This is a genomic window from Methylobacterium sp. Leaf104, from assembly GCF_001422885.1.
Taxonomy (GTDB): Bacteria; Pseudomonadota; Alphaproteobacteria; order Rhizobiales; family Beijerinckiaceae; genus Methylobacterium.
In genome coordinates this window covers 776,610-799,800 of the sequence record NZ_LMMZ01000001.1, presented here as the reverse complement: position 1 = coordinate 799,800, position 23,191 = coordinate 776,610, and the positions used below count along the sequence as shown (strand labels likewise).

The following is a 23,191-nucleotide window of genomic DNA, read 5'->3' as shown; positions in this document are numbered from 1 at the left end:
GCGGCGCTCAAAGGGGCAGGCCCGAGACGATGCTGCCGGCCGGGGATCCTTCGGAATCCGGTCCGACGAGGATCGCCGCGTCGGCCTGGATCAGGCTGGTGAGTGCCAAGTCGCTGCTGCCGAGCGGCAGCAGCCCGTCGGGCATCCTTCGGGCATAGACGACCTCGCTCAGTCCGATGGTGGAGACGACCTTGCGCAGGAGCGGCGCGGAGATGCCGGCGACCGGCACGGCTCCCGACAGCGTCGCGATCAGAGCGCGGCCGAGGGTCAGGAACGCGCTCAGCGCCGCATCGGGTCGTCCCGGCAGCAGCAGGACCGCCCGTCCTCCGACCTCGCCGAAGCCCGTGGTCTCTCCCGGCTTCAGCGCGATTCCGTGTGCCTTCAGGGTTCCGGCCAGCGATAGTCCGGCGGCAGCGTGATCGTCTCGGCCGAACCCGGTGCCGCCGATCACCAGGACGGCGTCGCCGTCCTGCATCCGGAGCACGTCCGCGAGCGCCTCCGGGCTCCGAGCAGCCGCAATCTCGGCGACCGTCGCACCCGCCTCGACGATGAGGTCTGCGAGGAGCGACGACAGGGTCTCACGCTCCTGTGCTCCGGCGACGATCAAGGTCAGCCGCGGACGGCGCAGGGGCAGGCTTCCGATCCCGGCCGCCTGGACGGCCAGGCGATGCAGGGGCGTGATCCGCTGGCCGGTCGCCACGAGAAGAGCGCCGGAAGCGGCCTCCGCGCCGGCGGCACGGACTCCCTCACCGACCGGCGCATCGGCCACGATGGACGCGCCCTCGATCGCCTCGGGCGGTAAGATCGTATCGGCGCCTTCCGGCAAGCGGTCCCCGGCCTCGATCCAGGGCGGCTTACGCTGAGCGGGGATCGGGGCATAGGGCGAGGCGCCGACGACATCGGCCCCACGCACGACCCAGCCGTCCCGCAGGGCGATCGGGACATCCGGCATGGCACGCGGCGCATGACAATCGTCCGCACAGATCCCGCCGACGACCTCGCCGAGGGGAACCGCCTCGGGAGCAACCGGTGCCACCCGTTCCATCAGCGAACGGACGGCCTCCGCCAGAGGCATCAGGGCCGAGGACGCGGTACGATGTGAGCCGGTTTCCGGTGCGGGCGAGCCGGACTTCGTCGCGATGGCGCTGCGGGCGTGAGCGATCATGTCCCGAGCGATGCGCCATCGACGAGCGATGATCAAGCACCTCCCGAGCATACCGCGTCACCGGGTCCCGTCCTCGTGCAGGGACATCGACGAGGCGGATCGTCTAGATTCGGATGCCGGGCTGATCTGCCGGCGCGTCGTGGCGGGAACAGCGTTGCGGGAAATCATCAAAGCCTTCGTGTTGCGGATGCCTGCCCTGCGGACACTCGCCCTCTGCTGGCTCGCCCTCGGCGTGTCCGGGTCTGCGGCTCATGCGCAGATGCACGGGCATGGCGGCCCGGTCCGAGCCCTGGCCGTCGCTCCCGGGGGCGGCCTCGCGATTTCCGGCGGCTTCGATCAGGCCGCGATCCTCTGGGCGATCGACATGGCGACGGCGCTCACCGTCCTGCGTTTCCATGACGGAGCGGTCAACGCCGTCGCGGCGCTCGCCGATGGCGGGTTCGTCACGGCCTCGGAGGATGGCCGCATCGCCGTCTGGCGCGCCGGTCGGCCCGAGCCCGAGCGGATCTTCGCCGAGCATGCAGGGCCGGTGGCAGGCCTGGCCATTTCTCCCGACGGGATGCTGTTGGCCTCGGCCTCGTGGGATCGAACCGCGCGCATCCGGCCGATCGCCGGTGGTCCGGCGCGGGTGCTCGAAGGACACCAGGGCAACGTCAACGCGGTCGCCTTCCTGCCGGACGGGCGGCCGGTCACCGCCGGCTACGACGCGACGCTGCGGATCTGGCCGTCTGCCGAAGATCGGCAGAGCGTTCCGGTGGTCCTCACGCTGCCCACTATCCTGAACGCCCTGGCGGTGACCCCGGACGGCGAGGTCGCCGTCGCCGGCGGAGACGCGATCGTACGCCTGCTTGGCTCGGACGGGACGGTCCGAGCGGCCGTCGAGGTCGGGCCGAACCCGGTGATCGCCCTTGCACCCTCCCCCGACGGCACCCGGATCGCGGCGGCGACAGCCGGCGGCGCAGTCGCCGTCATCGATCGCGCGGCAGGCACGATCTTGCACCGCCTCGTCGGTCCCGGCCTCCCGGTCTGGTCCATCGCCTGGCGACCGGACGGACGCGAACTGCTCACCGGGGGCGGCGACCGTCTGGTTCGGCGGTGGAATGCACTCACCGGCGAGCCGATCGGCCCCCTGGCGATGCCGCGCCCGGCCGATGCGCTGGCCGCGTATCACGGAGATCGCGGCGCCGAGGTGTTCCGGGCCTGCGTCGCCTGCCACGCCCTCACCCCCGAAGACGGGCCCCGAGCCGGTCCGACGCTCGCCGGCATCATGGGCCGGCGGATCGCGACCGCACCGGGCTACCGCTATTCCGACGCCCTGAAGGGCATGGACCTCGTCTGGGACGCGCGAACCATCGCGCAGCTCTTCGAGGTCGGCCCCGCCCGCTACACCCCCGGAACGCGCATGCCGGAACAGACGATCACCCGGGTGGAAGATCGCGAGGCGCTGGTGAAGTTCCTGGAGAGCGCCACGGCGACCCGCTGAGGCGGCCTCACAAATCCCGGATCATGTAACGCGCCTCGCTTCCGTAGCTCGCGAGTTTCGCGGCCATCGCAGGATCGGCCTCGCAGATCTCGAAGCCCTGGCCCTGCCAGAACGGCACCGTCCGGTTGACCGCGACCAGAGCGAGGCGCCGGAGACCGGCCACTCGTGCCCGCTCGACCAACATCGCGAGGCCGGCGCGGGCATGTCCGGATCTGGAAATGGCGGGCTCGATCCCGAAATCGTGCAGGTAGGCGCTCCCCTCCGCCATGGGCACCGGCGCCAACGATTCGTTCAAAGGCGGGATCTGCCCCGGTGGCCAGGGATACGCCACGGCGTAGCCCCCGACGTCTCCAGCCTGATGGCTGAGGGTCAGGCAGAGGCGGGCGCCCAGCGCCAGCCGCTCGGCGAAATGCACCGCCTCCTCCGGATGGTCCGGGAACAATCGGTCGGCCAGGGCGACGACTCGATCAAGGTCGCGAGGCGCCATGCTTCGCCACGTCCAGGCGTTCACGGCCGCGATCCGCCCAGCTAGATCGCCTCGCCGCGAGCGGCTCGCTCACGCAGGTAGTCTTCCGTGGTGCGCGGACGATCGCGCTCCGGTCCGGCATGGGGATCGAAGCCCTGATTCACCGCGACCTCGACACGACAGTCTTCGCACATCATGAGCGCCTGAACGCGCGCTTCGCCCGCCTCGCCACGGAACATCCAGTGCCGATCGCGCAGCTTTTCCACGACCCGTTCGATGGTGCTGCGCGTGCCGAAGGGCTTGGCGCAGGCGAGGCAGGCGAAGGGCTCCTCCTCCTTCACCACCCGGCGCGGCGCGGCCCAAGCCTCGAAATCGACCCCGGGCTTTAGCGTGATGACGTTCTCGGGACAGGTATTGGCGCACAGGCCGCACTGGACGCAGAGGCTCTCCTCGAAGGCGAGCAACGGCCGATCGGCGCTGTCCGAGAGCGCATGAGTCGGGCAAGCGCCGACGCAGGCGAGGCAGAGGGTGCAATCCGCGGTGCGGAAGTCCAGACCGCCGAACGGTGCTCCGGCGGCGAGCGCTATCCGCGCCACCGGCTCGGGCGCGGCCGCATGCATCTCGTTGAAAGCGAAGCGTAGAACCTCGCGCTTGCCGCCGATGGGCATGAACCGTGACGGCGCGCGGGCCGTCCGTCCGGCGGAGATTGCAGCCAGAGCAGCTCCCAGTAGGTCGGGGTCATCCGTCTCGATCAGCGAGACGACGGGATCGGCCGCAGCACCGCCGTAGCCGAGGCCGCGCGCCAGGGTGTCTCCGAGGGTCGCCGCCCGGCGCAGGCTGTCGAGATCGTGCTTCGGACGGCCGCGGGCGAGGATCCGGACGCCCGCAGCGCCGTGGGCGAAGAGCGCCGCGAAGGATTCCGGTCCGAGCTGGGTGATTTCGTTCAACCGCACGGGCAGGACCCGGGCCGGCAGCCCGTCGCCATGGCGGGCCAGCGCATCGATCAGGGGTTCGCCATGCGCGCCATCATGGAAGAGCACGACCGCGTCACGTCCCCCGGCCGCCTCATAGGCCAGCATCAGCGCACGCAGGCGGCGCATCAGCGCATCGGCCGGCGGCAGGGCGTAGGCGGCGGCCCCGGTCGGGCAGACCGAGGCGCAGTTTCCACAGCCGGCGCAGATGTAGGGGTCGATCGTCACCGTATCCCCGGCCGAGCCGATCGCCCCGGTGGGACAGACTTCGAGACAGCGGGTGCAGCCGGTGATGCGCGACCGCGAATGCGCGCAGAGGTCGGCGTGAAAATCCACGAAGCGGGTCTTGTCGAAGATGCCAACGAGGTGCGACGCCTCCGCGATCACGCGCTCGACCGCCGCCGGGTCACGCGGATCGGCCCGCATGTAGCCGAGCCGGACCTCGTGGGCGGGAAACAGGGCGGTGCCCGCGCTCACGTCGATGACGATGTCGCAGGTCGACGTGGCACCGTTGCGGCTCGGACCGAACAGGAGGTGCGATCGGGAGGACGGCGCCGGCAACGCATAGTCGTCGATCCGTAGCTCGAAGGCGCCGAGGCGGCCCTTGGCACCGGCGACGGTGCCCTGCACGATCGGAAAGTCGTTGCGCAGCGGCGGCTCGACGGACTCGGGCCGGGTCAGCAGCACCGTCACGTCGAGGTGCTCGGCGAGCCGGCGTCCGACCTCGATGGCGGTCGCGTCGCGACCGTAGATCAGCGCCACGCCGTGGCTCTCGATCGGCACCGTCACCGCATCCGGGACGGGCTCGGCGGAGGCCGCGAGCAGCGCCGCTATCTTGGGACCGGCCTCGCGCGCTTGCGACGACCAGCCTGCCGTCTCGCGGATCTTGGCATAGGCGACACGGTCTTCTGCGCCGAATTCGGACGCGACCTCTTCGAAGAGCGGAGATTGCAGCGTGCAGGACACCGTCACGGGCCCGTCCGCCCGCAGAGCGTTGCGAAACAGGTCGAGCTCTCGGCCACAGAGTTGGTCGGCAAGCTTCAGGGAGCCCGTGCAGCCGCGCGCGATCGCATCGGCATCGAGCGGCATCGTCTTCTCGCAGGAGCAGGCGAATACGATACGGTCTGACACGGACGGATCCTGGATCGAGCGGAAGAAGGATTACGACGGCGGATGCGCGTGCGTGGCGTCGCCTCTTCGCGTCGTCGTTCGTATGCCATATACTCAAATGGTTCAAAACTATGATCCGGCATCACCGCGCAGCGACGTCGCGTCCCGCGCGCATCTTGCGACTTGTGACGCCGTCGTCGGCAGGACATGTCGTGGACGGGCGTCTGCCACCCAGAATCCAACGTCGAGCTCCTTCCGCCTTCCGATGACAGTCCGCCACGCCACGACCGCGACAAACCTGGTCCTGCCTCCCGCCTTCACCGCCCGGGTGGTTTCGTCGGCTGCCGGCACGTTCCGTGAAGCGGTGGCGCTGGCGAAGCGCGATGGGGCCGACGCTGCCGGAGCGCTGCTTCTCGCCGAGCGCGCGGACGTGCTCGACGTCGCGGTGATCCTGGCGCCGGAGGAACCGCTGTCCTCGGCTCGGCGCGCCTTCCTCGCGGCCATGACGGCGCTGGCCGATGCGGTCGGTGCCCACGGGCCACCCGAGATGCCGCTGACTTTCGGCTGGCCCGATGTCCTGATCTTCGACGGCGCGCGGCTCGGCGGTGGGCGCTTGGGCTGGCCCGACGGCTGCGACGAGCATTCTGTCCCGGACTGGCTCGTCTTCTCCGCGATGCTGCTGCTCTCGAAGGCGGAGATCGGCGATCCGGGGCTCACCCCGGGCTCGACCGCGCTCGACGAAGAGGGATTTCCGGCCGACATCCGCGATGCGCTGGTGGAGAGCTTCGCGCGCAATCTCAGCCGCACGTTCTCCGTTTGGACCGAGGACGGCTTCGAGGGAATCGCGGCGCGCTACCTGGCGCACCTTCCCACCCCGGTGGGTGTGCCGGTGCGCATCGACCGAGCTGGCGACGTCGTCCTCGGCGGGTCCGAGCACTGGCCGCTGGCATCCCTGCTGCGCGCGTCAGCATGGCTCGATCCGGAGACGGGATCGGTCCGGCTATGACTTCACTCAAGCTGCCGCGTACCCTGCGGCTCGACCCTTCGGACACCTTCGTCTTCGCGCATCCGGCCGAGCCCGGCGAGTGGGCGGTGACGGGATCGTTCCTGTTCTGGGACCAGGACCTGACCGTGCTCGAAGGCAAGGCTCGCTCCGCCTTCCGCTCAGGGTTCGTCGGGGTCAACTCTCTGGGCTTCTCGACCCTCGTGGTGGTGAGCGAGGCCACCGAGGCCGAGCGCGACGCAGCGGTGGAGGCCCTTGCCCACCACATCCACGAACGTCTCGGCGCACCGAACCGCGAAACCGCGCGGGCGTCGGCCCGCGAAGAAATCGATTTCGCCGCCTCGCTCTGCTTCGTGCCGATCGGGAGCGTCGTGGCGATGCACCGGACGCAAAAAGCGGGCGAGATTTCGGAAGCGTTCCGGACGCTCCACCAGCGGACTGGCGGAACGCCGGGTGCCGATCGCCTGCACGCCCAGGCCCGCGCCTTCCGCTTCGTGGAGACAGATGACGAGGAGCACGAGGAGCGGGCCGACCTCATCGGCCTCGCGCGGTCTCCGACAGCCTCGGGAGCCTGATCGATGGCGCATTTCGCAACCGGAGAGGCCCCGCGATGACCGAATTCTGGGTCTCCAGCGGCCACCACCTGACGCAGCGCACGGCGGGCGGCGGGCTGGCGGTCACCGATGAACTGATCCTCGCCTACCTCGCTCGTCCCGAGCTGGTGCCGCCGGAGGAGGCCTGCGCGGCGGAGCGCAGGCTCTACGCCGACCTGGTCGCCGCCCCGCGCCGCGCGGTGCCGCCCGAGACCGTGGCGGCCATCGCGGACTCGGATGCACGGGAGAACTGGGAGGTGCTCCTCGCCTTCCGCGACCGTCTGCTCGACGCACGCTCGATCGAGGCGGCCTATCTCGGGATGGTCCGCCAGGGCCTGCAGGGAATCCCGTCCCTGTTCCTCAATCAGCTCGTGCACCTGATCCTGCGCAACGCCCTCGACGGCTGCGACGACCCGTTCGTGCTGCGGGCCGCCGAGTTGATGTTCCGGCCCCAGCGGATCAGCCGTCTCGATGGGGCCGTTCTCCTGGCCGATGCCGAGGTGATCGAGGCGCGAGAAGGCAGTGCGCCGCTCTCGCCGCTGGTTGCCATGCTGGGCAAGGACGCGGCGAACGAGCTCGACATCCTCAACGAGGACAACGCTTGGAGCTATTGGAGCCGGTCCGATGCCTTCTCAATGGCCCTGAACCTCGGTTCCAGCACGCGCAGCCGCGAGGGCCTTGCCCGGGTGATCGAAGCCTTCGTCGGGCACCTCCTGAACGTCGAGGTTCGGGTCGCGCCGCTCGACCGGCTGGAAGATCCCGATTGGCGCTGGTTCGTCGGCCTCGACGCCGAGGCGACCCGGATCGGCAACGCCCTGTGGCGAGGCGAGACAGTCTCGGGCGATGACCGGGAGCGCGTGATCGCGATCTTCAGCCTGAGCTTCGCGGACCGAAGCCGCCTGGACGACTCGATCGGTGACCGGCCCGTCTACCTGTTGCTGGCCGCGAACGAGGCGAAGCTCGTCGCGATGAAGCCGCAGAACCTGATCGTCGGCTTCCCTTTCAAAAAGACCGAGGCGTCCTGCTGATGCCGAACGATTTATCAAGCGTTGATGCAATGAACGCCGGGCAGGTGTCCCGCGGACCCATGCAGGATCGGGCCATGCCCCAGAACCACTTCGAGGTCGGCATCCTCGTGGCACGTCGGCGCCTGCGCGGCCCCTGGGCGACGCATGCCTGGCTTCCCGTCGCCGCACTTCCGGCTGCGCCCCCTGTGGCGAACTGGACGATGCTCTCGGAGACGGAGGAGGAGACGGTTTTCTATGCAGGCGCCTATGAGGTCCTGCTGCACCCTGCGGAAACGTCCCATTACCGCGACAATCTCGTCTCGGGTCGACCCTCTCTGTGGGTCGCCCTCCGGAAGCTCGGCGAAGACGCCTACGAGATCGCAACCGTGACGGCGGACCCCTACGAAGGTGAGGCGATGGCCGAAGGCATCGGTGAGATCGTGGAGACCGTGCCGATGCCGACGGAGTGCCAGGGGATCCTGCTCGCCTTCTTCGAGGCCTTCCACGTCGAACGGAAATTCGAGAAGCGCAAGCGCGACCGCGCCGACCCGGAAGCGCTCGCACGCGGCGGTCAGGGCAAAGGGCGCGGCGAATGAGCGAAGGGATCCTGTCGCGCTGGGCGCGGCGCAAGCGAGAGGTTCGTCGCCAGGAACGCGTGCAGGCGGTGCCGGTGATGGAGACGCCCCATTCCCCGCCCGAACCTCAGTCGACCATCGAAGCGCAGTCCACGCAGGAATCGACGACGCAGGCCGAAAGCTTGGCGGAAGCGATCGCCCGATTGCCCAGGATCGAGGACTTGACCGCCGAGACCGAACTCGCGCCCTTCCTCCGAGCCGGTATTCCGGCGGTCCTACGGAAGGCCGCCCTTCGGAGGATGTGGTCCGTTGATCCGGCCATTCGCGACTTCGTCAGCGAAGCACGGGAATACGCCTATGACTGGAACACGCCCGGCGGTGTTCCCGGACTCGGTCCGATGCTGCCCACGGACGACATCAAGGCAATGGTCGAGCGCATCATGACGGGCCATGCCCCGCAGCCCGCCCCTGAAACCTCCGCGAGCCAGGAGGAAGAACACGAAGCGGAGCTCGTTGTCGCGCCGGTCGCGGAAGAGGATCCGAGCGCGCCTCAAGTGCTTGCGGCACAGGTCGAGCCAAACCCGCACGTTGTCGAGGATGGCTGTCATCCGTCCGAAAAAGCCACGCGCACGTTTCAATCGCCACCGATTGTATCGCGCCTGCGACGCCATGGCGGCGCGATGCCAAGCTAATCCCAAGAAACGCGATTGCCGTTGCGCGAAACGCTTTTTATTATCAATCCAAACTAAGCTGTCTCTCAGGTGGAGCGGCGCGGGGCCGGAAGGGTAGAGGAGTCGAATGCGTTCCGGTGCGTCGTTTTCAGAGCCCTCGGCCGAAGCGGGTCTCGGCGTGGCGGACTGGATCGACCCGGCCGAGGCAAGGAACTTGGCCGTGGATGAGGTCGATTACCTTCGCGCCCAGCAATACGATCTTCTCGCGGTCCTCCTCGGACGTTCTCCGACGTCACAGCTCCTCGATGCGCTGGCAGGCCTCAAGGGCGGGGATAGCGTGCTGGGACGGGAGGTGGGCGCTCTTGCCTCCGCCGCCAGGACGAATTCTGCGGATGTCGTCGAGCAGGAATACTTTTCCCTCTTCGTCGGTGTCGGACGCGGAGAGCTTCTCCCCTACGCTTCCTACTACCTGACCGGCTTCCTGAACGAGCGTCCCCTCGCCCGGGTTCGCGAGGATCTTTCGGCGCTTGGCATCGAGCGAGAGCCAGGGACGACCGAACCCGAGGATCACCTCGCGATTCTCTTCGATGTGATGGCGGGCCTCACGGCCGGACGGTTCGAGGCGAAGCCCGGCGCGGCACGCGCGTTCTTCCTCCGGCACATCGCGCCGTGGGGCGAGCGCTTCTTCGCCGATGTGGAGCACGCCAAGTCGGCGCGCTTCTACCGTCCGGTGGGGGCGCTGGGACGCGCCTTCCTCGAGATCGAGGCGGCGGCTTTCGCGATGGATGCCTGAGGCATTCATCCCTTTGGATCATCGCGTTCCGCCCATTTCGGGCGAGAGTCGCTTGAGGAGTTTGAGCGATGGGACAGGATCAGAAGGACCAGCTCGGCCGTCGCCAGTTCTTCCGTGCGCTCGGCGGCGGCACGGTGGCGGCTGCGGCCGGCATGGCCTCGCCGCTCTCGGTCACCGAGGCGCAGGCCTATGACCCCGGCACGGACGAGACCCGGTCGCGCTACCGCCTCACGGACGAGGTGAAGGCGTTCTACCGGACGAACGGCTACGAGACCCTCCAGAACAGCACGAACGCCGGAAAGAAGTGAGCCTGCGATGCTGACGAAGCGCAAGAGCGGCGAGGCGAGCCGCACCAAGCATCAGGCCGTCGCCGCGGGCCTCGCGGCCGGCGTGCTCGACCGGCGCGGCTTCCTGAAGAAGTCCGGCCTGACCGCCGGCGCCCTCGCGGCGGCCGGCACGATCCAACTGGGGTCGGTTCGTCAGGCGCGCGCGGCCGGGTCTTCGGCCACGTCGCCGGACGTGCAGATCAAGAAGAACGTCTGCACTCATTGCTCGGTCGGCTGCACCGTCACGGCCGAGGTGGTGAACGGCGTCTGGGTCGGCCAGGAGCCGTCATACGCGAGCCCGATCAACCGCGGCACGCACTGCGCCAAGGGCGCGGCCATCCGTGAGCTGGTCTCGTCCGACCGCCGCCTGAAGTACCCGATGAAGCTCGTCGGCGGGCAGTGGCAGCGCGTCTCCTGGGAGCAGGCGATCGAGGAGATCGGCGACAAGCTCGGTGCCATCCGTGAGAAGAACGGCGCGGATTCGGTCTACTGGCTCGGGTCGGCCAAGTTCACCAACGAGGCGGCCTACCTGATGCGCAAATTCGGTGCCTTCTGGGGCACTAACTCCGTCGATCACCAAGCGCGCATCTGCCACTCGACCACGGTGGCGGGCGTCGCCAACACCTGGGGTTACGGCGCCCAGACCAATTCCTACAACGACATCCGCAACGCCAAGACGATGATCATCCTGGGCGGCAACCCCGCCGAGGCGCACCCGATCTCCATGCAGCACGTGCTGTCGGGCAAGGAGATCAACCGCGCGAACATGATCGTCATCGATCCGCGCTTCACCCGCACGGCCGCCCATGCCACCGAGTACGTGCGCATCCGCTCCGGCACCGACATCCCGGTGGTCTGGGGCATTCTTTGGCACGTCTTCCAGAATGGCTGGGAGGACAAGGAGTTCATCAGCCAGCGCGTCTACGCCATGGACGATGTCCGCAAGGAGGTCGCCAAGTGGACGCCCGAGGAGGTCGAGCGCGTCTCCGGCGTGCCCGGCGAGCAGCTGCGCCGGGTGGCTGAGAAGTTCGCCAAGGAGAAGCCCGCGACCCTGATCTGGTGCATGGGCGCGACCCAGCACACGGTCGGCACAGCCAACGTGCGCGCCCTCTGCATCCTGTGTCTCGCCACCGGCAACGTCGGCAAGCCCGGCACCGGCGCGAACATCTTCCGCGGCCACACCAACGTTCAGGGCGCGACCGATCTCGGCCTCGATGTCACGTCGCTGCCGCTCTACTACGGTCTCGTCGAGGGCGGCTGGCGCCATTGGGCCCGTGTCTGGGACGTGCCCTACGAGTGGCTGCAGTCCCGCTTCGACGAGGTTCCCGCCGCCGCCGGCCGCAAAGCCCGCTCGCGCAAGGAGAACATGGAGGCGCCCGGCATCACCTCGACACGCTGGTTCGACGCCGTGAACCTGCCGCCGGAACAGATCGACCAGCGCAGCCCGATCAAGGCGTTCATGGTGTTCGGCCACGGCGGCAACACCGTGACCCGCCTGCCCGAGGCGATCGAGGGCATGAACAAGCTGGAACTGCTGGTGGTCGCCGACCCGCACCCGACCACCTTCGCGGCCCTCGATGCCCGGCAGGACAACACCTACCTGCTGCCGATCTGTACCTCCCTCGAGATGGAAGGCTCCCGCACGGCCTCGAACCGCTCGCTGCAATGGGGCGAGCAGATCGTGAAGCCGGCCTTCGAGTCGAAGAACGACTACGAGGTGCTCTACCTCCTGGCCAAGAAGCTCGGCTTCGCCGAGACGCTGTTTAAGAACATCAAGGTCGAGAACAACGTCCCGTCCGCCGAGGACCTGCTGCGCGAGATCAACCGTGGCGGCTGGTCGACTGGCTATTGCGGCCAGAGCCCGGAGCGGCTGAAGGCGCATATGCGCAACCAGCACAAGTTCGATCTCATCACCCTTCGGGCGCCCAAGGACGACCCGGAGGTGGGCGGCGACTATTACGGCCTGCCCTGGCCGTGCTGGGGCAAGCCGGAGTTGCGCCATCCCGGATCGGCGATCCTCTACAATACGTCGTTGCACGTGAAGGACGGCGGCAGCACCTTCCGGGCCCGCTTCGGCACCGAGCGCAACGGACAGACCCTGCTGGCCGAGGACAGCTTCACCAAGGATTCGGACCTTACCGACGGCTACCCGGAATTCACCTTCGGGGTGTTCAAGAAGCTCGGCTGGGACAAGGACCTGACGGCGGACGAACTCGCCACGATCCTGAAGATCGGCGGCGACAAACCCGACACCGTGAGCTGGGCCACCGACCTGTCGGGCGGCATCCAGCGGGTCTGCCTCGACCATGGCGTGATCCCGTTCGGCAATGGCAAGGCTCGGGCGAATGCCTGGAACCTGCCCGACCCGGTGCCGGTGCACCGCGAGCCGGTCTACTCGCCCCGTCCCGATCTCGTGGCCAAGTACCCGACCCGGCCCGACGAGCGGCAGTTCCGCATGCCGAACATCGGCTTCTCGGTGCAAAAGGCGGCCGTCGAGCGCAACGTGGCGCGCGACTTCCCCATCATCCTCACCTCGGGCCGGCTCGTGGAATATGAGGGCGGCGGCGAGGAGACCCGGTCGAACCCGTGGCTCGCCGAGCTGCAGCAGGACATGTTCGTCGAGATCAACACGGGCGATGCCGCCGAGCGCGGCATCAAGGACGGGTCCTGGGTCTGGGTCACCGGCGCCGAGAACAGCTCGAAGGCCAAGATGAAGGCGCTCGTCACCGACCGCGTCGGCAAGGGCGTTGCGTTCATGCCCTTCCACTTCTCGGGTTGGTACGAGGGCAAGGACATGCGCGACTACTACCCGAAGGGCACCGACCCGGTGGTGCTCGGCGAGAGCGTCAACTCGGTCACCACCTACGGCTTCGATCCTGTGACGGGCATGCAGGAGACGAAGTGTACCCTATGCCAGATCAAGGCCGCGTGAGAGGAGCGCATCGACCATGGCCCGTATGAAGTTCCTCTGTGACGCCGACCGTTGCATCGAGTGCAATGCCTGCGTCACCGCCTGCAAGAACGAGCACGAGGTGCCTTGGGGCATCAACCGCCGTCGCGTGGTCACGCTGAACGACGGCAAGCCCGGCGAGCGCTCGGTCTCGATGGCGTGCATGCACTGCACCGACGCACCCTGCGCGGCGGTCTGCCCGGTGAACTGCTTCTACACGACGGCCGACGCCGTGGTGCTGCACTCCAAGGACATCTGCATCGGCTGCGGCTACTGCTTCTACGCCTGCCCCTTCGGCGCGCCCCAGTATCCGCGCGTCGGAAACTTCGGCTCGCGCGGCAAGATGGACAAGTGCACCTACTGCTCGGGTGGTCCTGAGCCGGACCTGTCGGTGGCCGAGTACGAGAAGTACGGCTCGAACCGCCTCGCCGAGGGCAAGCTACCCCTCTGCGCCGAGATGTGCTCGACCAAGGCGCTGCTCGCCGGCGACGGCGAGATGATCGCCGAGATCTACAAGCAGCGCGTGATCAAGCGCGGCTACGGCTCCGGCGCCTGGGGCTGGAAGACGGCCTATCGCGAGACCGTGGCGCTCTGATCGCCTCCTCGCCCCAAGGGCCGGCGGCAATCCGCCGGCTCCGCGACGACACGCCATCGAAAGGAACGCCGATGCGGCGGTCAGTTACGCTCCTCAGCACCCTCGTCGTCGCGTCGACGCTCCTGGCCGCGCCGGCAGCGTTCGAACCGGTGCAGGCCCAGAATCCGATGACGCAGGACGGGCAGAACCCCATGGGCGCCAAGCCCACGGCGGATTCGGTGAACGAAGAGTTTCTCTTCAAGAACGCGGACAAGATCACCGGTCGGATCAGCATTCCGGACCGGAAGGCCGCGAACCTGATCCAACCGCAGGGTCGCGAGTACCAGTCGTTCCGCGAGCATTACCTGCCGTGGATCGGTGCCGCCTTCATCCTCGGCATGATCGCCGCGCTGGGCGCGTTCTTCCTCTGGCGCGGGCGCATCCTCACGGAGCACAGCCAGGAATCTGGCCGGAAGATCCTGCGCTTCAACACCTTCGAGCGCTTCACCCATTGGATGACGGCCGTGTGCTTCATCATCCTGTCACTCTCGGGCCTGAACTACATCTTCGGCAAGCGCCTGCTGATGCCGCTGATCGGCCCCGAGGCCTTCGGCGCCCTGGCGCAGTGGGCGAAGTACAGCCACGTCTATCTCGCCTGGCCGTTCATGTTCGGCGTGGTGATGATGTTCGTGGTCTGGATCAAGGACAACATCCCCAACCGTCTGGACTGGGCCTGGATCAAGGCCGGCGGCGGGTTCATCGGCAAGAAGCACCCCCACGCGGCCCGCTTCAACGCGGGTCAGAAGGGCGTCTTCTGGATGGTCGCCGGCTTCGGCGTCGCCATGAGCGTGACCGGCCTGATGATGCTGTTTCCCTTCGCTCTGCTGGACATCAACGGCATGCAGGTCATGCAGGTGATCCACTCGTTGATCGGCATCGCCTTCATCGCGGGCATCCTGGCCCACATCTACATTGGTACGCTCGGCATGAAAGGCGCCTACGATGCCATGGGCAGCGGCAAGGTGGACCTTGCCTGGGCGCGCGCGCACCACGATCTCTGGGTGGAGCAGGAGCAGGCGAAGACTGCGAGTGGGCCACAGCTGTCCGGGCGCCATCCCGCTGCTGCCGAATGACCATTCCAGCTGCCTGACGATGCCGGGACGGCAACGAGGAACCCAATTATGAAAGCCTTCATCCTCGCCGTCATCGCGGCCATCGGGCTCGGCGTCGTCGCCATGTACGCGCTGACGAGCAATCAGAAGTTCGCCTACCAGGCCTTCGCGACATCCGGCGCCCGCGTGTCGGAGCCGGGCACGAACTTGGTCGGCGAGAAATGGAACGGCGATCCGCGGACCAACGACACCAGCGAGTCGGCTCACGGCAAGGCGACCGGCGAGCCGTCACATCCGAAGCGGTCCTAAGCCTCCTACGATCTCGCACCGAACCAAGAGCCCGGACTTCAGGGGACCGCAGATGATCCGACACCTGCCCATCGCCGCGCTGCTGCTGTCGAGTTCCGTGCTGGCGCCCGCGGCCTACGCCCAGGACGCGGCGGCCGCGCAGGTTTCGAAGGGGCCGGCGAACCTGTGTAAGGAGTTGGTCGTCTTCGTGCAGAAGCCCGAGGAGAAGAAGCAGGAGGCCGCGACGCCTCCGAAGCAGGCGACAGCCGTATCGAATGCCTCGGGCAAGAGCGACGGACAACCGTCGGCGGCCGGTGGTGATCCGCAGCAGAAATCCGGTCTGAGCGGACCGGCAAACGCCGATACGAAGGCTCCGACCAGCGACACACGGGCGCCCGTCAGCGACGGCAAGACCGTCCTTGCGCAGGCCAATGCTGCCGCCAAGTCGCCGCCACCGGCGGGTGCCACCGCGCCGAGCCCCAAACCCGATCCGGCTCTCATGGCGCAACTCGATGCGGCGGCTGGAGCGAACGATCAAGTCGCTTGCCGCGCGGCGGCTCGCGCCATGCGGGTGGCCGGCGTCATTATGCCCCCGCCCCTTCTCGCCCTCGCGGCCCTGAACCCGAAATTCTTCGCGGAGCCCCGACCCTGAGCGTGGTCGACGACGTGGATCGCAGGGTCGAAGCCCTCCCCCGGCGTCCGCCGATCGGACGCGATACAACCCTGTGCATGTCATTGTCGGCGCGACCGGGGCATTTCGGCTCCCGTTTCCACAACCGACTCTACGCACTTCTCGGGCTCGACTACATCTACAAGGCCTTCGCCACCAACGACCTGCCGGGAGCGGTCGCCGGAATCCGCGCCCTCGGCATTCGCGGTTGCGCGGTCTCGATGCCGTTCAAGGAATCGGTGATCCCCCTCCTCGACGCCCTCGATCCGTCCGCGCAGGCGATCGACAGCGTCAACACCATCGTGAACGAAAGCGGCCGGCTCACCGGTTCGAACACCGACTACGTCGCCGTACGTGGCCTGCTGGCGCAGCACGGCATCGATCCGGCGACGCGCTTCCTCCTGCGCGGGTCCGGCGGCATGGCCAAAGCGGTCGTGGCGGCCCTGCGCGACGCCGATTTTCGGGACGGGACGATCGTCGCGCGCAACCGCGCGGCGGGTGCTGCCCTGGCGGAACGATACGGATACTCCCACGCGACCGAGCTTGGCGACCGGACGGCACCGCTCCTCATCAACGTGACACCGCTCGGGATGGAAGGCCCGGATGCCGCGACTCTCGCATTCCCGGAACCGACGATCGTCGCCGCTTCGATCGCTTTCGATGTCGTCGCCCTACCCTCGCGGACACCGTTCCTGATCGCCGCGGAGCGTCTGGGAAAGTCCTGCATCACGGGGCACGCCGTGCTCGTGCGACAGGGCCTCGAGCAGTTCATCCGCTACACCGGCGTGACGCCGACGCTTGCGCAGGTGGCCGACGCGGCGGCCTTCGCCCGGACCTGACCGGGCGACGGCGCGCGGCCGATCAGCCCTCGGCCACCGGGTGATTGCCCATGATCTCCAAGGCGCGCACGAGGGCGGAATGGTCCTTGTCGCCGGCGCCGTTGGCCACGCAGACCGAGAAGAGCTGCTGGGCCAGCGCCGTTCCGGGCAAGGCGAGGCCGAGGGACTTGGCGCCTTCCAGGGCGAGGTTCAGATCCTTCTGATGCAGGGCGATGCGGAAGCCCGGATCGAAGGTCCGCTTGATCATGCGCTCGCCGTGCAGTTCGAGGATGCGCGAGGTGGCGAGGCCGCCGGTGATCGCCTCACGGACCTTGGCCGGATCGGCTCCGGCCTTCGAGGCGAAGAGCAGCCCCTCGGCCACCGCCTCGATCGTCAGCGCGACGATGATCTGGTTCGCGACCTTGGCGACCTGGCCCGCGCCGGTGTCGCCCACATGCGTCACCGTCTTGCCCATCAGGTCGAAGAGCGGCTTCACCCGCTCGAAGGCGTCCGCCTTGCCGCCGACCATGATCGAGAGCGCGGCGTTCTTGGCGCCGACCTCGCCGCCCGAGACCGGCGCATCGAGGTATTCCACGCCTCTCTCGGCGAGGCGCGCCGCGAAGTCACGGGTCGCGATGGGCGAGATCGAGCTCATGTCGACCACCACCGTCCCGCGCTTGACGCCCTCGGCGACGCCGTCCCCACCGAACAGCACGGCCTCGACGTCGGGTGTGTCGGGCAGCATCAGGATGACGACGTCAGAGCGCTCCGCGACCTCCGTGGCGGTCGCACAGGCGTTACCGCCGGCCGAGACCAAGGCCTCGGGGACCTGCCGGCGAGTCTTGAGGGCGAGGCTGTGTCCGCCAGAGATGAGGTGGCCGGCCATGGGCGCGCCCATGATTCCGAGGCCGATGAATCCGACGTTCATGTCCGTCTCCCAGGTGGTTGCGTCAGCGGAAGCGTGCGGCGAGCGCTTCGGATGTGCGGGCGAGCAGACCCATATCCGAACCGACGGCGGTGAAGCGGGTGCCCGCCTCGATGTAGCGATGGGCGAGTTCCTCGTTGGCGGTGAGGATGCCGGCATGCTTGCCGCTGCCGCGGATGCGGGCGATGGTTTCCTGCACCACCTTGACGACGTCGGCATGGTTCTGCTGGCCGAGGTAGCCGAGGCTGGTGGAGAGGTCTCCGGGTCCGATGAAGACACCGTCGACGCCCTCGACACCCGCGATCTCCTCCAGGTTGTCCAGGGCGCGGCGCGACTCGATCTGCACCGCGACGAAGATCTCCGCTTCGCAGCGAGCATGGTAATCGGGGATGCGGCCGAAGCGGGCGGCCCGGGGCGCCTGCGAGAATCCGCGCACGCCGCGCGGGGCATAGCGCGTCGCGGCGACGGCGCGACGCGCCTGGTCGGCATCGTCGATGTTGGGGATCATCAGCGACTGCACACCGGTGTCGAGAATGCGCTTGATGGTGATGGGCTCGTCGCTCGGCACCCGAACCATCGCGTGGGCCCGGCTCTCCATCATCGACTGCACCTGCGCATAGACGTCGCGCAGGTCGTTGGCCGAGTGCTCCATGTCGAGGAGCAGCCAGTCGAACCCCGAACCGGCGACGACCTCGGTCGAGATCGGGCTTGCGAGGCTGCACCACAGGCCGATCTGCTGCTCTCCGGCGTTCAGGGCCGACTTGAACCGGTTGGTGAGGATGTCGGTCATCGTCGCGTCTCCAAGATTTCTGCGGTTCGCGTGGACGAAGGGGTCATCTGACGAGGCAGGGGCGCTTGTTGTCGAAGGTCCAGTCGGGAATCAGGAACTGCATCGCCGTGGCGTCGTCGCGGGCGCCGAGGCCGTGGCGCTGGTAGAGTGCATGCGCGGCCTCCACCTCGCCCCAATCGAGTTCGATCCCGAGGCCGGGACGCTCGGGCACCTTCACGAGGCCGCCCTTGATCTGCAGGGGCTCCTTCGTCAGGCGCTGGCCGTCCTGCCAGATCCAGTGCGTGTCGATGGCTGTGACCTGGCCGGGCGCGGCGGCGGCCACATGCGTGAACATCGCCAGCGATACGTCGAAGTGGTTGTTCGAATGCGAACCCCAGGTCAGCCCGTGGTCGCGGCATAGCTGGGCGACGCGGACCGATCCGGCGAGAGTCCAGAAATGCGGATCGGCCAGCGGAATGTCGACCGAGCCGAGTTGGATGGCGTGGTTCATCTGCCGCCAGTCGGTAGCGATCATATTCGTCGCGGTGGGCAGGCCGGTGGCACGCCGGAACTCGGCCATGATCTCGCGGCCAGAAAATCCATCCTCGGCGCCACAGGGGTCCTCTGCGTAGGCGAGCACGTCGCCTCGGCCCTTACACAACGCGATCGCCTCCCTCAGCGACCAGGCGCCGTTCGGATCGAGGGTGACGCGTGCCTTCGGAAAGCGCTCGTGGATCGCGGTCACCGCCGCGATCTCCTCTTCGCCGGACAGGACGCCGCCCTTCAGCTTGAAATCGTTGAAGCCGTAGGTCTCGTAAGCGGCCTCCGCGAGGCGTGCCACCGCGTCGGGAGTCAGGGCCTCTTCGTCGCGCAGGCGGAACCAGCCATCGCCGTGCTCCGGCTCTCGGTAGGGAAGATCGGTGCGGCGGCGGTCGCCGATATAGAAAAGGTAGCCCAGCATCTCGACGGCGTCGCGCTGCTGGCCCTCACCGAGAAGGGCCGCCACCGGTACGTCGAGGAACTGCCCGAGCAGGTCGAGGAAAGCGGATTCGACGGCCGCGACGGCGTGGATGGTCACGCGCAGATCGAAGGTCTGGAGACCCCGGCCACCGGCATCGCGATCGGCGAAACGCGTACGCATCGCGTTGAGCACCGCCTGCCAATCGCCGATCGGCCGGCCGATGACGAGGTCGCGGACATCCTCCAGCGTGCGGCGAATGCGCTCGCCGCCGGGCACTTCGCCCAGGCCCGTGGCGCCGGTGGAATCGGAGAGAATGACGAGATTGCGCGTGAAGAACGGGCCGTGGGCGCCGCTGAGGTTGAGCAGCATGCTGTCGCGACCGGCGACCGGCACCACTTTCATGGCGGTCACGGTCGGGGTGCGGGAGGCGCCTTGCGGAGATGGAGCTGTCGAATCGAAGACCATGAGCATTCTCCCGAACCAACTGCCGCGGCGTCTGCGCACCGTCTGGCGTCCAGAGTTCTAGAAATCTCGACGATGTCGGTCCAAGCCAAAGGATGGATCGATCGATGCCGACATCGCATCGATCGCCGGTCCGTTTCAGCTCAGCTCTCGCAGGAGCGCGCGCAGATGAGTCAGGAGCGGGACATCGCTATCCCGCTTCCAGGCCAAGTGAAGCTCGGCCGGTCGTGACACAGCAAGGGTGAGAGGCCGAAAGGCGATGCCCTCGAAGCGCAGGCGCTCGGCCGCCGCCGGGACCAGGGCGATCCCGATACCGGCGCGCACCAGGGCCAGGATCGAGTGGATCTGGGTGAGTTGCTGGACGACGCGCGGTTGCAGGCCGGCTCCGGCGAAGAGACCGGTCAGCAGATCGTGGAAGTAACTCGCCTCATGTGGCGCGTAGCCCACGAGGGACTCGCTGCGTAGGTCTTCGAGGCCGAGGGTCGTTCGGTCGGCCAGAGCATGATCCGCCGGCAGCGCGACGACCAGCGGCTCGGCGAGCGCCTGCTCGGCTTCGAGTTCGGGATGGTTGACCGGCGGGCGGATGAAGCCTGCATCGATCTGGCCCGAGAGGATCGCCTCGATCTGATCCTTGGTCACCATCTCGCGCAATGAGAGGGTCACCTCCGGCATCGCGCTTCGACAGGCGATGACGAGGCGCGGCAGGAAATCGTAGGCCGAGGCCGCAGTGAACCCGAGCTTGAGGACGCCTGCCCGTCCGGCAGCGACCTGACGCGTCACATAGGTCGCCGTCTCTGCGAGTCTCAGGATCCGCAGCGCTTCGGGCAGGAAGCTGCGTCCGGCGGCGGTGAGCCGTACCGAACGGCTTGTCCGATCGAGAAGCTGGACATCGAGAACCCGTTCCAGAACCTGGATCTGCCGCGACAGCGGCGGCTGGGTCATGTTCAACCGAGCGGCGGCCCGGCCGAAATGCAGCTCCTCCGCGACGGCGGCGAAGCAGCGGAGTTGGCCGAAATCGAGCATCACGCCTCGCAGCGACGATGCGGCCGCGGGGTTCCCCACGGCCGCGGTTCCATGCCGGTCCGAGGAAAAGGCGCCGTCTAGCGCAGTTCCACGCGTTTGATCTCCCCGACGATGACGAGATAGCAGAACACCGCAACGAGTGCGTTCAGGCCAACGAATACCAGGGCGCCGTTGAACGACCCGGTCTGCTGGACGATGTAGCCGATGGCGATCGGCGTGGTGATGCCGGCGGTGTTCCCGAAGGTATTGAAGAGGCCACCGTTCAAACCGCCGGTAGAGCGTGGCGACGTGTCGGAGACCACCGCCCAGCCGAGAGCCCCGATGCCCTTGCCGAAGAAGGCCAGAGCCATCAGGCCGATCACCACGGCATCTGCCTGGACGTAGTTGCAGCCGATGATGCTCATCGAGAGCAGCATACCGCCGACGATTGGAATTTTCCGTGAGGCGGTCAGCGAGTAGCCGCGCTTGAGCAGCAGATCGGAGAGCCAACCACCCAGGATGCCGCCGATGAAGCCGCAGAGCGCCGGCAGCACCGCGGCGAAACCGGCCTGCAGGATCGACAGGCCGCGTTCCTTCACGAGGTAGACCGGAAACCACGTGAGGAAGAAGTATGTCAGCGTGGTGATACAGTACTGGCCGATATAGATGCCCAAGAACATGCGGTTCGAGAGAAGCTGTTTGATCGCTTTGCCCGCATCGGCCTGCGCACCGGCCCCACGCCCGTCCATGTCGAGCAGCGCCCCACCCTCTTCGATGTAGTCACGCTCGGCCTGGTTGATCGCCGGGTGCTCCTTCGGCCCATGGATCACCTGGGTCCAGAGCAGAGCGAAGGCGATGCCGAGGGCACCCATCAGCGTGAATACATGGTGCCAGCCGTAATGGTGCACCACCCAGCCCATCAGGGGAGTGAACAGCACCGTCGCGAAGTATTGCGACGAGTTGAAGAAGGCCGAAGCGGTGCCGCGCTCGGAGGTGGGAAACCACGCCGCAGTGATGCGCGCGTTGGCCGGAAACACGGGGGCTTCGGCCAGACCGACGAGAAGGCGCAGGCTGAATAGCACGGCGACCGCGGCGAAGCCGGTGAAGAAGCCCACCGCCCCCTGCATCAGGGTGAAAGTCGACCACAGGAAGATGGCGGCGGCATAGACCCACTTGGCGCCGTAGCGGTCGAGGAGCCATCCGCCGGGCAGCTGTGCAAGGACGTAGGACCAGGCGAAGGCCGAGAACACGTAACCCATGGAGACGGCGTCGAGGCCGAGATCCCTAGCAAGCGATGGACCGGCAATCGAGAGCGTCGCGCGGTCGGCATAGTTGATGGTGGTGGCGATAAACAGCATCGTGACGATGAGGAGCCGTACACGGCTCCGCTTCGCCGCGGTCATGACCAGACCGGCGCCCATGGCGTCTCTCCCTGAGAGCGGACCACCCGGCCTTCGCCTCGGTGGACATCGGTCATTCTCGTCGGCGCCCTGGCGGGACCTCGGCGACCGTTTGCAGGACGAAGGCTACGGCGCGTTTCTGCTGCCCGTCCAACTCAAAGACTGGATGGATCGATACCGGAACGGCATGGATAGCGTGGGGTATCGGCACCGCTCTACGGGAGGCCCGGTCCCGTGCCGTCGGGGAATCGAGGCGCCGTCAGGGTCTTCCCCGAGGACTTTCGGGCTCGTGGATCCTCGGTGAAGAATACCTGCAACACGCGCTCCAGCTCGCGGTTCGGCCTCTTCATACCGGTGATGAAGCGCGAGATCCGCGGCTGGTTAATGCCGAGTTCCCAGGCAAGGCGCGCTTGGCTCCATCCGGAGCGATCGAGAAACTGACAGACGTCGATCGGCTGGATCGGCATCGCTCCACTCAATCCAATCGATTGCGCACGATCTGCTTAGGGTAGTGATCGAGCCCGTCGGCGCCTATACGAATGTCCGAATTAATCCGATCCAAGTTCATCACGTTGCCGTGAACGCCGTGATCGTTCGGATTACTTTCGGCTATCGCGCTTTACGTATGTCAGGTCACCAAAGTGATCTGAGAGGAAACTCCATGCGGTATACGATCTTCGGTGCCCTGTTCGCCGCACTACTCCCGATGGCAGCGCACGCGGAGGGCGATGCCGCAGCAGGCGAGAAGGCGTTCGCTCCCTGCAAGGCCTGCCATGCGTTCGGCAAGAATGGCGTCGGGCCCAACCTGACGGGCGTCGTCGGGCGCAAGGCGGCCTCCGAGGAAGGTTACACCTATTCGGCAGCCCTCAAGGGGGCCGGGATCACCTGGGACGAGGCCAACCTGCACGAGTGGCTGAAGAATCCGAAGGCGAAGGTGCCCGGAACCAAAATGGTCTTCGCCGGCTATCCCGACGACAAGAAGATCGACGACGTGATCGCCTACCTGGCGACCAAGAAATAGGGCGGAAGAGGTCTTCCCCGACCTCCACCAACCTAATCGTCAGAGATCGAAACGCCGCTGGGATGGCCCCAGCGGC

Annotated in this window: 24 protein-coding genes; 15 read left to right on the top strand and 9 right to left on the bottom strand. The window is 67.4% G+C overall.

Going from position 1 to position 23,191, the window contains the following annotated elements; translation table 11 throughout:
* Positions 1–7: 7 nt before the first annotated feature.
* Complete coding sequence (locus tag ASF49_RS03760; protein WP_082510791.1) at positions 8–1,165, bottom strand: molybdopterin-binding protein; 1,158 nt, start codon at positions 1,163–1,165, stop codon at positions 8–10.
* Positions 1,166–1,352: 187 nt separating this feature from the next.
* Here ASF49_RS03760 and ASF49_RS03755 point away from each other — a divergent pair, with 187 nt between their 5' ends.
* Positions 1,353–2,648 (top strand): c-type cytochrome, encoded by a 1,296-nt coding sequence (locus tag ASF49_RS03755; protein ID WP_056468092.1) that lies wholly within the window; start codon positions 1,353–1,355, stop codon positions 2,646–2,648.
* A gap of 7 nt (positions 2,649–2,655) precedes the next feature.
* Here ASF49_RS03755 and ASF49_RS03750 read toward each other — a convergent pair whose 3' ends face one another.
* Both ASF49_RS03750 and ASF49_RS03745 read right to left on the bottom strand, forming a co-directional pair.
* Positions 2,656–3,063 (bottom strand): GNAT family N-acetyltransferase, encoded by a 408-nt coding sequence (locus ASF49_RS03750; RefSeq protein ID WP_162240955.1) that lies wholly within the window; start codon positions 3,061–3,063, stop codon positions 2,656–2,658.
* 113 nt (positions 3,064–3,176) lie between these two features.
* Positions 3,177–5,174, bottom strand: coding sequence for a 4Fe-4S binding protein (locus ASF49_RS03745; protein WP_056467756.1), 1,998 nt, complete (start codon positions 5,172–5,174; stop codon positions 3,177–3,179).
* 286 nt (positions 5,175–5,460) lie between these two features.
* On the opposite strand from ASF49_RS03745, the gene ASF49_RS03740 reads away from it, so the two are divergent.
* The 13 genes from ASF49_RS03740 to ASF49_RS03680 all read left to right on the top strand — a co-directional run bounded on the left by ASF49_RS03740 (position 5,461) and on the right by ASF49_RS03680 (position 16,596).
* Positions 5,461–6,201 (top strand): biotin/lipoate--protein ligase family protein, encoded by a 741-nt coding sequence (locus tag ASF49_RS03740; protein WP_056467753.1) that lies wholly within the window; start codon positions 5,461–5,463, stop codon positions 6,199–6,201.
* Complete coding sequence (locus ASF49_RS03735; protein ID WP_056467750.1) at positions 6,198–6,773, top strand: DUF6505 family protein; 576 nt, start codon at positions 6,198–6,200, stop codon at positions 6,771–6,773. Before ASF49_RS03740 ends, ASF49_RS03735 begins: the two co-directional genes overlap by 4 nt.
* Before the next feature lie 35 nt (positions 6,774–6,808).
* Positions 6,809–7,819, top strand: coding sequence for a DUF6352 family protein (locus ASF49_RS03730; protein WP_056467747.1), 1,011 nt, complete (start codon positions 6,809–6,811; stop codon positions 7,817–7,819).
* 74 nt (positions 7,820–7,893) lie between these two features.
* Positions 7,894–8,394, top strand: a complete 501-nt coding sequence (locus ASF49_RS03725) for a DUF3305 domain-containing protein (protein WP_156652802.1) — start codon at positions 7,894–7,896, stop codon at positions 8,392–8,394.
* Positions 8,391–9,065: a DUF3306 domain-containing protein gene (locus ASF49_RS03720; RefSeq protein ID WP_082510787.1), complete on the top strand. Its 675-nt coding sequence runs from the start codon at positions 8,391–8,393 to the stop codon at positions 9,063–9,065. The genes ASF49_RS03725 and ASF49_RS03720 overlap by 4 nt, the downstream gene beginning before the upstream one ends.
* A gap of 106 nt (positions 9,066–9,171) precedes the next feature.
* Positions 9,172–9,837: a TorD/DmsD family molecular chaperone gene (locus ASF49_RS03715; RefSeq protein WP_082510785.1), complete on the top strand. Its 666-nt coding sequence runs from the start codon at positions 9,172–9,174 to the stop codon at positions 9,835–9,837.
* Positions 9,838–9,905: 68 nt separating this feature from the next.
* Positions 9,906–10,145 (top strand): formate dehydrogenase, encoded by a 240-nt coding sequence (locus ASF49_RS03710; protein ID WP_056219196.1) that lies wholly within the window; start codon positions 9,906–9,908, stop codon positions 10,143–10,145.
* Between the two features lie 7 nt (positions 10,146–10,152).
* Positions 10,153–13,095, top strand: coding sequence for a formate dehydrogenase subunit alpha (locus ASF49_RS03705; RefSeq protein WP_056467741.1), 2,943 nt, complete (start codon positions 10,153–10,155; stop codon positions 13,093–13,095).
* 16 nt (positions 13,096–13,111) lie between these two features.
* On the top strand, positions 13,112–13,708 hold the full coding sequence (gene fdh3B / locus ASF49_RS03700) for a formate dehydrogenase FDH3 subunit beta (protein ID WP_056467736.1): 597 nt from the start codon (positions 13,112–13,114) through the stop codon (positions 13,706–13,708).
* Between the two features lie 71 nt (positions 13,709–13,779).
* Positions 13,780–14,820, top strand: coding sequence for a formate dehydrogenase subunit gamma (locus ASF49_RS03695; protein ID WP_056467733.1), 1,041 nt, complete (start codon positions 13,780–13,782; stop codon positions 14,818–14,820).
* A 48-nt stretch (positions 14,821–14,868) separates the two neighbouring features.
* Positions 14,869–15,108, top strand: a complete 240-nt coding sequence (locus ASF49_RS03690; protein ID WP_056467730.1) for a hypothetical protein — start codon at positions 14,869–14,871, stop codon at positions 15,106–15,108.
* A 52-nt stretch (positions 15,109–15,160) separates the two neighbouring features.
* Positions 15,161–15,739 carry a hypothetical protein gene (locus ASF49_RS03685; protein ID WP_056467727.1) on the top strand — a complete coding sequence of 193 codons (579 nt, stop codon included), beginning with the start codon at positions 15,161–15,163 and terminating at the stop codon, positions 15,737–15,739.
* A gap of 2 nt (positions 15,740–15,741) precedes the next feature.
* The gene (locus ASF49_RS03680) at positions 15,742–16,596 is read left to right on the top strand and encodes a shikimate 5-dehydrogenase (protein ID WP_335338452.1); all 855 of its coding nucleotides are present in this window, start codon (positions 15,742–15,744) and stop codon (positions 16,594–16,596) included.
* 22 nt (positions 16,597–16,618) lie between these two features.
* On the opposite strand, the gene ASF49_RS03675 is transcribed toward ASF49_RS03680, so the two are convergent.
* The 6 genes from ASF49_RS03675 to ASF49_RS03650 form a co-directional block, all read right to left on the bottom strand.
* Positions 16,619–17,503, bottom strand: a complete 885-nt coding sequence (locus ASF49_RS03675; RefSeq protein WP_056467724.1) for a 2-hydroxy-3-oxopropionate reductase — start codon at positions 17,501–17,503, stop codon at positions 16,619–16,621.
* A gap of 22 nt (positions 17,504–17,525) precedes the next feature.
* Positions 17,526–18,290: an HpcH/HpaI aldolase family protein gene (locus tag ASF49_RS03670; protein WP_056467721.1), complete on the bottom strand. Its 765-nt coding sequence runs from the start codon at positions 18,288–18,290 to the stop codon at positions 17,526–17,528.
* A 43-nt stretch (positions 18,291–18,333) separates the two neighbouring features.
* Complete coding sequence (gene gudD, locus ASF49_RS03665) at positions 18,334–19,695, bottom strand: glucarate dehydratase (RefSeq protein WP_056467718.1); 1,362 nt, start codon at positions 19,693–19,695, stop codon at positions 18,334–18,336.
* 135 nt (positions 19,696–19,830) lie between these two features.
* On the bottom strand, positions 19,831–20,715 hold the full coding sequence (locus tag ASF49_RS03660) for a LysR substrate-binding domain-containing protein (RefSeq protein ID WP_056467714.1): 885 nt from the start codon (positions 20,713–20,715) through the stop codon (positions 19,831–19,833).
* A 77-nt stretch (positions 20,716–20,792) separates the two neighbouring features.
* Positions 20,793–22,115, bottom strand: coding sequence for an MFS transporter (locus tag ASF49_RS03655; protein WP_056467711.1), 1,323 nt, complete (start codon positions 22,113–22,115; stop codon positions 20,793–20,795).
* Between the two features lie 194 nt (positions 22,116–22,309).
* Positions 22,310–22,561 carry a helix-turn-helix domain-containing protein gene (locus ASF49_RS03650; RefSeq protein WP_056467708.1) on the bottom strand — a complete coding sequence of 84 codons (252 nt, stop codon included), beginning with the start codon at positions 22,559–22,561 and terminating at the stop codon, positions 22,310–22,312.
* A 194-nt stretch (positions 22,562–22,755) separates the two neighbouring features.
* Between ASF49_RS03650 and ASF49_RS03645 the strand changes: the two genes are divergently transcribed.
* Positions 22,756–23,115, top strand: coding sequence for a c-type cytochrome (locus ASF49_RS03645; protein ID WP_056467705.1), 360 nt, complete (start codon positions 22,756–22,758; stop codon positions 23,113–23,115).
* The last annotated feature ends 76 nt before the right edge of the window (positions 23,116–23,191 follow it).

Coding starts and splice junctions, on each gene's coding strand:
- ASF49_RS03760 (WP_082510791.1), bottom strand. CDS start 1,165: ATGATCGCTCACGCCCGCAGCGCCATCGCGACGAAGTCCGGCTCGCCC.
- ASF49_RS03755 (WP_056468092.1), top strand. CDS start 1,353: ATGCCTGCCCTGCGGACACTCGCCCTCTGCTGGCTCGCCCTCGGCGTG.
- ASF49_RS03745 (WP_056467756.1), bottom strand. CDS start 5,174: ATGCCGCTCGATGCCGATGCGATCGCGCGCGGCTGCACGGGCTCCCTG.
- ASF49_RS03740 (WP_056467753.1), top strand. CDS start 5,461: ATGACAGTCCGCCACGCCACGACCGCGACAAACCTGGTCCTGCCTCCC.
- ASF49_RS03735 (WP_056467750.1), top strand. CDS start 6,198: ATGACTTCACTCAAGCTGCCGCGTACCCTGCGGCTCGACCCTTCGGAC.
- ASF49_RS03730 (WP_056467747.1), top strand. CDS start 6,809: ATGACCGAATTCTGGGTCTCCAGCGGCCACCACCTGACGCAGCGCACG.
- ASF49_RS03725 (WP_156652802.1), top strand. CDS start 7,894: ATGCCCCAGAACCACTTCGAGGTCGGCATCCTCGTGGCACGTCGGCGC.
- ASF49_RS03720 (WP_082510787.1), top strand. CDS start 8,391: ATGAGCGAAGGGATCCTGTCGCGCTGGGCGCGGCGCAAGCGAGAGGTT.
- ASF49_RS03715 (WP_082510785.1), top strand. CDS start 9,172: ATGCGTTCCGGTGCGTCGTTTTCAGAGCCCTCGGCCGAAGCGGGTCTC.
- ASF49_RS03710 (WP_056219196.1), top strand. CDS start 9,906: ATGGGACAGGATCAGAAGGACCAGCTCGGCCGTCGCCAGTTCTTCCGT.
- ASF49_RS03705 (WP_056467741.1), top strand. CDS start 10,153: ATGCTGACGAAGCGCAAGAGCGGCGAGGCGAGCCGCACCAAGCATCAG.
- fdh3B (WP_056467736.1), top strand. CDS start 13,112: ATGGCCCGTATGAAGTTCCTCTGTGACGCCGACCGTTGCATCGAGTGC.
- ASF49_RS03695 (WP_056467733.1), top strand. CDS start 13,780: ATGCGGCGGTCAGTTACGCTCCTCAGCACCCTCGTCGTCGCGTCGACG.
- ASF49_RS03690 (WP_056467730.1), top strand. CDS start 14,869: ATGAAAGCCTTCATCCTCGCCGTCATCGCGGCCATCGGGCTCGGCGTC.
- ASF49_RS03685 (WP_056467727.1), top strand. CDS start 15,161: ATGATCCGACACCTGCCCATCGCCGCGCTGCTGCTGTCGAGTTCCGTG.
- ASF49_RS03675 (WP_056467724.1), bottom strand. CDS start 17,503: ATGAACGTCGGATTCATCGGCCTCGGAATCATGGGCGCGCCCATGGCC.
- ASF49_RS03670 (WP_056467721.1), bottom strand. CDS start 18,290: ATGACCGACATCCTCACCAACCGGTTCAAGTCGGCCCTGAACGCCGGA.
- gudD (WP_056467718.1), bottom strand. CDS start 19,695: ATGGTCTTCGATTCGACAGCTCCATCTCCGCAAGGCGCCTCCCGCACC.
- ASF49_RS03660 (WP_056467714.1), bottom strand. CDS start 20,715: ATGCTCGATTTCGGCCAACTCCGCTGCTTCGCCGCCGTCGCGGAGGAG.
- ASF49_RS03655 (WP_056467711.1), bottom strand. CDS start 22,115: ATGGGCGCCGGTCTGGTCATGACCGCGGCGAAGCGGAGCCGTGTACGG.
- ASF49_RS03650 (WP_056467708.1), bottom strand. CDS start 22,561: ATGCCGATCCAGCCGATCGACGTCTGTCAGTTTCTCGATCGCTCCGGA.
- ASF49_RS03645 (WP_056467705.1), top strand. CDS start 22,756: ATGCGGTATACGATCTTCGGTGCCCTGTTCGCCGCACTACTCCCGATG.